This is a genomic window from Mycobacterium sherrisii, assembly GCF_002102355.1.
GTDB classification, from domain to species: Bacteria; Actinomycetota; Actinomycetes; order Mycobacteriales; family Mycobacteriaceae; genus Mycobacterium; species Mycobacterium sherrisii.
On record NZ_LQPT01000089.1, the window covers coordinates 83269 to 94059 of the forward strand.

Annotated in this window: 8 protein-coding genes; 5 read left to right on the forward strand and 3 right to left on the reverse strand. The window is 63.7% G+C overall.

The features are described from left to right. Positions 1–67 precede the first annotated feature (67 nt). The gene (locus AWC25_RS18155) at positions 68–961 is read left to right on the forward strand and encodes a LysR family transcriptional regulator (protein ID WP_085167213.1); all 894 of its coding nucleotides are present in this window, start codon (positions 68–70) and stop codon (positions 959–961) included. Here the strand turns inward: AWC25_RS18155 and AWC25_RS18160 are convergent, their stop codons facing one another. The 3 genes from AWC25_RS18160 to AWC25_RS18170 all read right to left on the reverse strand — a co-directional run bounded on the left by AWC25_RS18160 (position 962) and on the right by AWC25_RS18170 (position 3702). Next, positions 962–2119 carry a sulfotransferase family protein gene (locus tag AWC25_RS18160; RefSeq protein WP_085167214.1) on the reverse strand — a complete coding sequence of 386 codons (1158 nt, stop codon included), beginning with the start codon at positions 2117–2119 and terminating at the stop codon, positions 962–964. Between the two features lie 336 nt (positions 2120–2455). Next, the gene (locus AWC25_RS18165; protein ID WP_069401388.1) at positions 2456–3118 is read right to left on the reverse strand and encodes an RES family NAD+ phosphorylase; all 663 of its coding nucleotides are present in this window, start codon (positions 3116–3118) and stop codon (positions 2456–2458) included. Further along, complete coding sequence (locus tag AWC25_RS18170) at positions 3103–3702, reverse strand: hypothetical protein (RefSeq protein WP_069401387.1); 600 nt, start codon at positions 3700–3702, stop codon at positions 3103–3105. The genes AWC25_RS18165 and AWC25_RS18170 overlap by 16 nt, the downstream gene beginning before the upstream one ends. A gap of 317 nt (positions 3703–4019) precedes the next feature. Between AWC25_RS18170 and AWC25_RS18175 the strand changes: the two genes are divergently transcribed. Genes AWC25_RS18175 through AWC25_RS18190 form a run of 4 tightly spaced genes read left to right on the forward strand, consistent with a single transcriptional unit; the run spans position 4020 to position 10745 of the window. Beyond that, positions 4020–5444: a DUF3375 domain-containing protein gene (locus tag AWC25_RS18175; protein ID WP_244899544.1), complete on the forward strand. Its 1425-nt coding sequence runs from the start codon at positions 4020–4022 to the stop codon at positions 5442–5444. Beyond that, positions 5441–6145 carry a DUF4194 domain-containing protein gene (locus tag AWC25_RS18180; protein ID WP_085167216.1) on the forward strand — a complete coding sequence of 235 codons (705 nt, stop codon included), beginning with the start codon at positions 5441–5443 and terminating at the stop codon, positions 6143–6145. The genes AWC25_RS18175 and AWC25_RS18180 overlap by 4 nt, the downstream gene beginning before the upstream one ends. Next, the gene (locus AWC25_RS18185) at positions 6142–9507 is read left to right on the forward strand and encodes an ATP-binding protein (protein ID WP_244899545.1); all 3366 of its coding nucleotides are present in this window, start codon (positions 6142–6144) and stop codon (positions 9505–9507) included. Before AWC25_RS18180 ends, AWC25_RS18185 begins: the two co-directional genes overlap by 4 nt. Continuing rightward, entirely contained in the window at positions 9504–10745 is a 1242-nt protein-coding gene (locus tag AWC25_RS18190; protein ID WP_085167217.1) for a Wadjet anti-phage system protein JetD domain-containing protein, read from the forward strand. Before AWC25_RS18185 ends, AWC25_RS18190 begins: the two co-directional genes overlap by 4 nt. The last annotated feature ends 46 nt before the right edge of the window (positions 10746–10791 follow it).

Here is a 10791-nt window from a genome sequence, read left to right on the forward strand (position 1 = left end):
TCACCTGCTGTATCTGGGCCAACGACATGTTCTGATGGCCGTTAGCACTTGCGGTGATAATAGCTGTGTGGAGCTTCGCCATCTTGAATATTTCCTTGCGGTCGCGGATAACCGAAGCTTCACCGAGGCCGCGAAGAAATTGCACGTCGTCCAATCGGGTGTATCGGCGACGATCAAGGCCCTTGAGCGTGAGCTCGGCGCGGAACTGTTCGTCCGCGGTTCGAGCGGGGTGGAGCTCACCGCGGCGGGCGCGGAATTGCGCCCCCGCGCCCGTGAGACGCTGGACGCCGCCCGCGCGGCCAAAGACGCCGTCAACGCCACCCGCGGTTCGATTCGCGGCACCGTCACGGTGGGGATTCTGACGTCGATCAGCGTGATCGACATGCCCACGGTGCTCGCGGAGCTGCACACCCGCCACCCCGGGGTCAACGTCCACCTGCGCGCGGCCAGCTCGGGGTCTGCCGGTTTGGCCAGCCAACTGCGCGACGGGGATCTCGACGTGGCCTTTTTGGTGTTCACCGGGCCGCCGCCGGCCGACTTGAACGCCCGGCTGGTCGCCGCGGTTCCGTTGCTGCTGGTGGTGCCCGCCGATCACCCGCTCGCACAACGGGATTCGGTGGAGTTGGGGGAGCTGGCCGGAATGTCGTTCGTGGACAGCCAGCCGGGGTATGGCACCCGGACCGTGATCGACAATGCGTTCACCGCAGCCGGCGTCGAGCGGACGGTGACGGTGGAGGTCGCCGATCTGGGTACGGCGGCGACCTACATCCGCAACGGTCTGGGCATCGGGTTTTTGAGTTGGACCATCCTGGACGAGATCGACGATTTCGGGCTGGCCACGCTACGGGTGAGCGACTATGACCTGGAATGGCGGCTGTTCGTTACCACCTCGGCGGCAAGGTCGATGAGCGCGGCGACCCGTGTGGTGCTCGACCTGATCGAAGAGGTCGCGTCCCGCTGACTACCTCGCCAGTGCCGTCTTCGCGGGTTCGGCCGGCGCATGCTCGGGCGCTGCGTAGCCGTACCGTTCGATGAACTCGCCCCAGCGCTCGCTGACAACGGCGCGCTGTTCGCTCGTCATCGGGTAGCTGTTGGTCCGGTAGGTCGCCTTGTCTGACAGGTATTTACGCAGCCGCGGCAGGTAAGACTCGAAGTCGCCGAGTTTCAGGTGCTCGTACAGGCGGCGCAGCTGGCCCTCCGGGTCTTTGACCAAATCCTCGTAGCGGACTTCGTAAAACCTTGACGGGTCGACGATTTCGCGACCCTCGTCCAGTTTGCGGTACAGCTCGACGTAGGTGGACAGCACCGTTTCGTCCAGGCCGTCGAACGTCGGTCGCTGCAGGCCGTGTACGCGGGAAAAGGCCTTGAAGAGGTTGACGGTCGACGGGTACACGACGTACGGATTCCGCACGATATGGATGAACTTCGCCTGCGGAAAGACCTCCAGCAGCACTTTGATCCGGAAACTGTGCGTCGGACTCTTGAGGACCACGGTCTTGCGGCGGCAGAAGTACACCTGCTGAACGAACCGGAAGAGAGTGCGCTTCCACCTATTCAGCTCGCGCGGGCTCAGCTGGTCCATGTCCAGGTAGTGGGTGTCCTGGGTGGGGCGGTTCGGGAACGCGATGGTCAGATACGGCGACGGCAGGCCGAGCATGCACCACGCGAATTCGTCTTCCTGCGGATGCGCCAGGCTCAGATCCATGTTGTCCATGGCCCGATGCTTGGACGTCAAAAACTCGGCGAAGCGGGCGAACCGCTCGGTCAACAGAAAGTGATGCGGCGCAATGCATTCGTAGGTTGTGGGACCGGTATGGTCCTCGTCCAGCACCAGCATTTCGTGCAGCATGGTGGTTCCGGTGCGCCAGTGCCCGACGATGAAGATCGGCGCGTCGACGATCACGGTCTCGGCGACCCGGCGGCCGAAGACGATTGTCTGCAGCATTCCCAGGATCGAGTTGACGACGCTGAGGGGGGTGTAGATCATCGCGTAGTGCCAGCGGCTCCAATGCACGGCGAGACGGTTGCGGATCAGCAGCCGCGTCCATGCGCTGAAGTTGCACCCGAGCCACAGCGGCGCGGCCCACTCCTGCCACCGGCTACGCCTCGAAGCGTTCATGATCGGGAGCGCAAGGGCGTCACAGCGCTTGCCCTTGCTGGTGGAAAAATGGTGGGCACATGTGCACGACGGCGACCGTACGGTTCGGTTCAACCCCCCGCCACCTATTCACGAAGGCGTCATCGCGGCGACACGGCGCGTTCGAAGTTATCGCCGTCGGCGCAGGTGGGCGGTGTCGGAAATAAAATTGTAGGAAGTCAGTGAATGTGTCGGAAGATGACCGCTGCGACGTGGGCGTTCTCAGTGACGGGTCGGTCGGCGATTGTCACAAGCCGTCGGATTCTTCGGCGCCGACTTGCCGCAGTGGGAGTCGGGAATCCCCACAGCATTCCTGTGTCAAATCACGCCGTAGCCGAGGCGTTTCGCTGCGCTGGCGATGCGGCTGGCTAGATCGGGATGGGCCAGGGGCAGCGATATGCGCGGCCGGGCCGCCATCGCCGATGTGGCCGGTGTAAATAGTGCTAGGCATGGGTCGCCAGCGAATCGGCTGTTGTAGCGCAGGCCGTCGAGGTCGGGGAATGCCTCTCTGATGTGCCGCGCCCACTGCTGAGTCACGGTATGCGGGGCTGTCGAGATGGCGAAGGTGCCGCCGGCGCGTGTGGCCCACGCTCCCTGGCTGTCGGCGGCTAGGTCGAGGAGCGTGAGTGGGCGGGTGAATGACAAACCGGTTAGATATGGGCGGCCGCGTTCACGGTCAATGGTCCGGTCCACTTGGTAGGCCTCGCCGAGTGCAGCGCACGGGGTTGAGGCTCCGTACCAAACGCCATGCTGCACATGTTCACCTTTTGGGAGGGGGTGGGGGTCGAACCGCAGCACCGGCCCGAAAGTGCGCAGTGCGTTCCACGCCAGTATGTGCTCGCCCTCGGTGCGATGAACGCGCCACCAGATCTCGTTGACGTCGATCGCGCGCATCTCGTCATCGTCGATGCCGAGCGAACGCAGTACGTGCGGTGGCGGAGGGTCTGGCAGCATGGGGTCGACGGTCAAGTCGTCGCCCATTTGCCGATGTCGATCAGTCCGAGTACGGGCTCGACGGATTCACCGTGTAACAGCCACTCCCGCACCGACTTCGGTTGACGATCGATTCGCAAATCGGGCTGCGGGGTCATGAGAAAGCTGGCTACCGCGGTGGGGTGCAGCTCCCTGGCGAGCAGAGCCGGTAGCACCGCGTCGAGGCCGCGGACCTGCTTGAGCGTGAGTGGCTTGTCGCGGCCGCGGTCGACGATCTCGAACTGAATCGCGGGGTACACCCACGTGCCGCCGTCGCTGATGGCCCAGAGCGTGCGGGCGAGGCGGCGCTGCCGCACGCGGGATTCGTTGACGCCCAGTCCTTCTCTGACCTCGGCGGCGGTATAGGCAGTGCTGTACAGGCTGGCCATGTGGGCGGTCACGTCGGCTGCGATCTCCGCGTACGCTTCGGGGTCTTCGGTGAAGCCGGCGTCATCGAGTAGCTGGGCCTCGTCGGTGGTGAGTGTGGCCGCCCACGGCCGGTGCGCGGGGAGCGTCTTGAGTGCCGCGATCAGGTCGGAGCGGCGCAAGTTGAAGCGGTCTAGCAAGAGTTGGTCGAGCTCATCTGCGGTCATGGCGCCGAACCTTCCAGCATCACGTGCGCTAACGGAGATTAACGAAATAATATCACCGTTAGGCGGTGCTGTAGGAACCGGTGAATGTGTCGGAACCTCACCGCTCCGACTTCGGTGTTCTCACTAAGCTGTTGAGTTCCTCGTGGCGTGCTGCGCTGCACTGCACCGTTTCTGCGATCGGGCCGCTCGGCGACCCAGAACCCCTGAGCCGAGGACGTGTGTCGGCACCTCCCAGTACTGTCGTAGGGAATAGTTTGCCGAGATCGGAGCCGTATGGTAGGAGCGCGGTAGCAGCGCTGTATGACGCCAATCAGAAGGTGCGTGATAACGCGTCGGTTCGGTTGCTGGCCGCCAAGAACCTCGCTGTCTATTTGACGTTGATGGAGCGGCATCTCGACCGGGGTATCAAGGTCGCCGAAAGCGACCTGATCGGCCGTTTTGAAGCGGACTTGCAGGCCATGGGCGCCACCGCGGGAGCCGCAGAACCCAACGTTGGGGCGATGATCGCGCAGTGGGCGTCGTCGGGATGGCTGTACCGGCTCCCGGACACCGCGGGTGGCACGGTGCGCACCATCTGCCACCTCACACCAGAGGCCCTGGCGGTGCTTGATTTCACGCGGCGGCTTCGACGTGAAGACCGGGTAGCCACCGGCGGGTCGATGGCGGCGATCGCTGCCGCGATGAAACGAGTGGCGACAAAGGTGAGCAACGATCCGGAGCGGATCCGCGCTGGCATCGAAGCCCAGATCCAGGCCCTGTATGACGAGCTTGACGAGCTCGAGCGCGGCAAGCGGCCGCAGCCGAACCCGATAGACGTCGAGGATGAGGCCAGACACACGATCCTGCAGATGGAGCAGGTGATCGCAAACATCGGCCAATACGGCGTCATGCTCAATCGAACCACCCGCGAACTGCTGGACCCCGACGAGTCCGATCGCGAGTATCGGCAGCGCCAGCAGAAACTCTTCGACGACCACGAGGCGATGTTCAAGTCGCGCGAGTTCGCCTCCTACACCTCGTTCACGAGGATGGTTCAAGACCCCGCACAGCGGGAACGGTTGGCGACCGACACCGCGGCGGTGGCGCACCATCTGCCATCCCTAGATCCGGGGCTGCGCGATGTGCTTTCGCGGTTTTTCGAGCTGGTGCAGCAGCAGATCGCCGAGGTGGGTCGCATCCAACAACGCTGCGCGCAGCGTATCAAGCGATTCGTCGCATCCGGCAGCCTCGAGCAGCACCGCGGGCTGGCGCGCCAACTCAATGAGGCGATCGACACGGCCAACTGCCTTTTAGGCGTCTCGCTCTCGGATTCGCCGATCGGCAAGCCGATCCCGCTGGCCAAGCCGGCCATCACGTCGGTGGGCGCATTGCAGTTCCGGATAGATGACCCGACCCCGCCGGAACCGGCCGGGGTGGCCGAGCCGGTCCTCGACGAATGGGCCTTGGCCGAACTGGCCGGCCAAGTCGATGCTCCCCACCTGGCCGGCCTGGTTAACTCGGCCGTGCGGACCCTGGGCCGGGTGTCGTTGCCCAGGGTTGTGTCAATGCTTGACGAACCGCACTTGGGTGACATCGCGGTGCTGTGGTCGTGGGCGCTAGGCCAGCCCACCGACCACGACGGTCAGGTCGGGGAGTCGACGGTGGTGCGGTTTCGGTCCCGCGATTCGGTTGACCGCGCGGTACGTATCCCGGCGCTGGTGTTCAGTGAACCCGTGCCGCTGGAACTGGAGTCGCTGACATGACCGACCGGCCGTTTATCGACTTCTCGTCGCTGCCCACCGTTGACGCCGACGGCCTAGGGCCGCTGTCAGAAGAGCGCAGACCCCGCTTTGAGCAAGACTGCAGTGAACTCGGCGACCGCGCGTGCTGGGCGCTGCAAAATCTGTTGGCGCGGCGCTACATCAGCAACGAACAGCACCCTGAGTTGTGGAGCTGGCTGATGGCTTACCGGCGCAAACTGGCCTCACGTTTGTCCGAACTGGACCTGGTCCTCGTTGTCGACGATGCTATCGAGTACGCCTACGTCGAACAGGCCGACTACGAATCCCGGTGGGACCGAAAGCTTCTCCGCAAGGAAACCCTGAACACGTACGACTCTGTGCTGGCACTGCACTTGGCGAAGATGATGCGCGCGGCCCCTGACGGACGGGTGTTGATCAGCCGCGACGACATCCACGCGCTGTTTGCGGTGGTGGACAACCCGACCGACCGCGACGAGAAGCGGTTCGCCGACCGCATCACCGAGGCGATAAGGAAGCTCGACGAGGTCGACGTCCTTCAGAAAACCGACGACGAGGATACCTTTACCGTCAGCCCGGTGGTCCTGTCGATCATGACAGCGTCTCGCATCGAGGAGCTGCAGGCTCAATTCACCGCGCTGATCGCGGCTCGGGGCAACCGAAACGGTGACGGCAGTGATGGCGACTCCGAGGCCGACCAGTGATCGCGACACGGCCCGGGCCTGACCAGTTCTGCCTGACCTGCCTGCAGGTCATCAACTGGGGTGTGTTCGACGGGTATCACCGCATCGACTTCAGTGCGAACGGAACGCTGATCACCGGGGCATCCGGCAGCGGCAAATCCTCACTGCTGGACGCGATTTCGCTGGGGTTCCTGGCCCACAACCGGCGTAACTTCAACGCATCCGGCGACAACACCGCCATGGGGTCCTCGGCGGGGCGGCGCACCGTGGACAAGTACGTGCGCGGAGCGTGGGCCGAGATGCAGGAAGGCCCAACGCGCAGGCCCATGTACCTACGCGGTGCCGGCCCGACCTGGTCGGCAGTGGCTCTCACTTACAGCACGCTGTCTGGCGACGCGATCACGGGTGTGGTGTTGCGGTGGTTTCCCACCGCAACCGCCGCCAGGACCGACCACCGCTACTACCTCAAGAGCGGCGCCCACGACATTCGCGAGCTGTGCAACACGTGGGCCGAGCGCACCTTCGACAGCAGGGTCTTCACCGAGCAGGGCTGGCGAGGCGGTGACAGCGAGTTGCACTATCTATCACGGCTGTACGCAACAATCGGCATCGTCAACTCTGATGCGGCCCAACTGTTGCTCGGCAAGGCGAAGTCGCTCAAGAGTGTCGGCAGCCTCGACCAGTTCGTGCGGGAATTCATGCTGGATGAACCCAACAGCATCAGGGAAGCCGACGAGGCGCTCAAGCAGATCGACCCCCTTGTGCAAGCGCGCAACATCCTCAAAGTGGCCCGAGACAAGCGGCGCATCCTCGGCGATATCGAACAACACCAGCTGCGCTACACCGTCGAATCCGGACGTATCGGCGTACTCGACGTTATCGACTCGCAGATGATCACCGACTACCTCGACGCGCTACGCAAGCAACGCATCGGACCCGAAATCGCGCGCCTGGACGCCGAAATCGACGACTTGGGCCAAGTACAGACGCGCCTGGGGGGTGACCGCGCCCGCCTGGATCGCCAACGCACGCAGTTGATCGGGCAGATCACCGCCGCCAACAGGGATATCGAGCCCCTGCGCGCCCAGCGCGGTGTGGCTGAAGAGCGACTCGATCGGGTGACCGACAGCCGCAACCGCTACGACGACGCGGTCTACCGGCTCGGCTATCCGCCGCCGGATGATCCCCACGACTTCGCCTCACTGCGGGAGGACTTGCATCTCGAAGCTGACCAAATCTCAGCCCAAGTTGCTGCGGTCAAACTTCAGTATCACGCCGCCATCACGGCCCACGGCGACGCCCAAAAAGAGTGCCAAGCCATAGCAGGCGATCTCGAGCGCGTCCGCCAGAAAGGCTCAGCGCTGACCCGATCTGCACTTGGGGCACGATCACGCATCGCCGACGCGCTGCGGCTGTCCGAAGATGAGCTGCCCTACGTGGCCGAGCTTGTTGACCTGAAACCCGACCAGGATCGCTGGCGTGTCGCGGTGGAAAAGGTACTCCACAGCGCCGGCCTGACGCTGCTAGTGCCTGAACGGCACTACCGCGCCGTATTGCAGATCGTTAACGCCGAAAACATGAAATCCCTGATCCGCCTACGCAATGCGCAACACGGTGACCTACGACAACCCTCGGCCGGATCGCTCGCTGACAAACTTCGGCTGGTGCGCCCGGAGCACGAGTGCGCCGCCGAGGCACTGAACTTCCTCACCGACACCGGTGATTACACATGCGTTGACAGCCCCGACGAGCTGGGCGCGCATCGCAGGGCCGTAACCGACCAAGGGCTGACCACAACCGGGCCGAAGTCGGCACGCAAGGACGACAGCCGCCCAATCACCGCATCCTCCTACATCTTCCTCGGCAACATCGAGATGAAAATCGATGCGCTAGAACACGATCTCGCCGCCGCCACCGAACGGCTGGAAGCCGCGCACCTGGCGATGACGAGCAAGGAAGACGAACTCGAGGAACACCGGCAACGGCTGCGCGCCTGCGAAGAAATCCGCGGCTTTACTCACTGGAGCGAGGTCGACGTCGCCACGGCCCAGGCCGAGTTGGACCGCATCGACAACCAAATCCGAACGCTCGAGGACGAAAACCCGGATCTAGTCGCGCTACAGGAGCAGGCCGACCAGTTGAAACAGGCCGTCGAAGGGCTGAGCGAACACATCGGCACGGTCAAGAAGACCATCGAAGAAAGCGACAATCTCCGCACCGAGCTCGCCGGCATCGAGGAGCTACTGCAGCGCAGGCAATCCGCCACCATACCTGGCGCCCCGCAGGACACCCTCGACCAGTACACGGCCGACTGCCGGGTCGAATTGAACCTGCTGGACCCGTCCGACCTGCGCGACGCCCTAACCGATCGCGTCAAGGCCGAGCGAGAACGGCTCTACGACAACCGCAACCAAGCGCGCAGAGCGCTGGAGAACATCATCACCAACTTCGACGTCGAGTTTCCTGACGCAATTCCCAACGACGGCACCGACTTTGACGCAAAGGTCGCCGACTACGTGGCTCTGTGTCGCAGCATCGAAGAACGCGCGCTACCACAAGCGCATGACCAGATGATGAAGCTGATCACCACACAGGCCCCGGAAGCCATCGGCAACCTGAAATTCCTGGCCGACAACGAGCAAGACAGCATCCGACGACAGATCGCCAAGGTCAACACCGGCTTGCGCGCAGTGGAATTCAACCACGGAACTCGCTTGACGCTGCGTGCCGACCCGAAGCAGCTGCGGGCAGTCCAGGAGTTCAACGAACGAGTTGCCGCCATCTACCGGCGCGCCGCAGAGGTCGCCGCGGGCGACCCGCAAGCCATCCTCGACCAATATACCGACATCCTGCGGCTGCGCCAGAAGCTCGGCGGCACCCAGCCCGAAGACCGGGATTGGGCCCGCGATGCTCTGGATGTGCGCAAGCGGTTCTTGTTCTACTGCATCGAGGAAACCGACGCCGGAGACGTCATCCGGACCCACAGCAACTCCAACGCCAGCTCCGGCAGCGAGCAAGAAAAGCTCATGGCCTTCTGCCTGGCCGGCGCGCTGAGCTTCAACCTGGCCAAAGCCGACACCGACGACCTGCGGCCGGTGTTCGCCCAACTCATGCTTGACGAAGCATTCAGCAAGTCCGATCCGCAGTTCGCCCACCAAGCGCTATCAGCGTTCCGCAAGTTCGGATTCCAGCTGGTGATCGTGTCAACCCTGCAGAACGCCAACACAATTGAGCCCTATATCGACAGCGTCGTGATGGTATCCAAGCGCGCCGAGGCCAGCGCTGCCGGTCCCACCGCCTCGGCCCGGGCAATGCCGATCACCGAGTTCAAGCAGCAACGAGATGAGCACGCCGCCGCTCGCAGCGGTGCGGCCGCACGATGATCACCATCGAGCAGGCCATCACACAACTGCAGGCATGGGTTGAAACTCGCTGGGTCGAGTGGGCGATCGGCCGCGGCCGCTGGCCCTATAGGATTCGGCTTCGACCACCGTCGATCAGCGAACCAGGCTTGGACCTGCTGGCGATTCAAAACTGGGCCGGACGATGGGCCCGGGAGAGTGATCGAATCCCGGGCAGCGTCGAGTGGGTCTCGCGGCGAGCACCCGGCATGGGGACCTACCGGTGGCCGAATCGTCTGGTCATCTCCAGCGCCCAGGAAGCTCTGGACACCGTCCCCGCGGTGAAGGCAACTTTCGAGCGTACGGTCACCCGCCTGCAGCAGGCTGCCGCCAACCCCAACGTCGCCTGGGACACACCAGAACAGGCCGGATTGGCCACAGCCCGAGCGATCGCGGCCCTCGACGAAACAGAGTGGTCGGCTGCGCTTAGGGTCGTTGACTATCTGTCGGAAAACCCCGTCGCCGACATGATGATCCGCCAACTGCCCATCCCCAGGGTGAACACGAAATGGGTTGAGCAGCACGCCAACCTGATCCTGGCGCTGATGCGCCCACCTGACGCGCCGCGCGTCAGCGGCGACGCATTGACTCAGTTGCAGCACCACATCGGGCTGAAGGCCCCGGAAACGACGGTCAATGTCGCGCTGCGCTGCCCGCGGCTGCGTGCGGCAGCCGGCGGGCTGGAGCGGTTCGCGGCCTCTATCACCGTCCTAAACGCAAGCGCCCTGCGCCCTCGGGCTCTGTTGATCGCTGAGAACGCCGAGCTCGGCCACACCTTCACGGTCGACATCGACGGCCTGGCCGTAATTTTCGGTCTCGGGAAGGCCGCTACCATTCTCGCTGGTCTGACCTGGCTGGGCACCGCCGACAAGGTGATCTACTGGGGCGACATCGACCGGGCGGGGTTGCAGTGCCTCGCTGCGCTGCGTCGCGCGGGTGTAAACGCCGATTCGATCTTGATGGACCTCGACACGTTAGAGCGCTACGCCCGGCTCAGCCATTCCACCGCCAGCCAGGACCCCAACTACGCCATCCCCGGCGGGCTAACCGGGGGCGAAACAGCGCTGTATGAACATCTCAACGACTTCTACCGCGAAACCGGTGAAGACCTGCAGCTCGAGCAAGAACGCATCCTCATCGCCCACGCAGAAGCCGCTGTCGCTAACATCATCAGCCACCATCACATGGATGTCAGCGGTCACGTAATTCCCCAGGTCTGAGGGGTTGTCCGTCACGTAATTCCCCCCCCGCCGTCACGTAATTCCC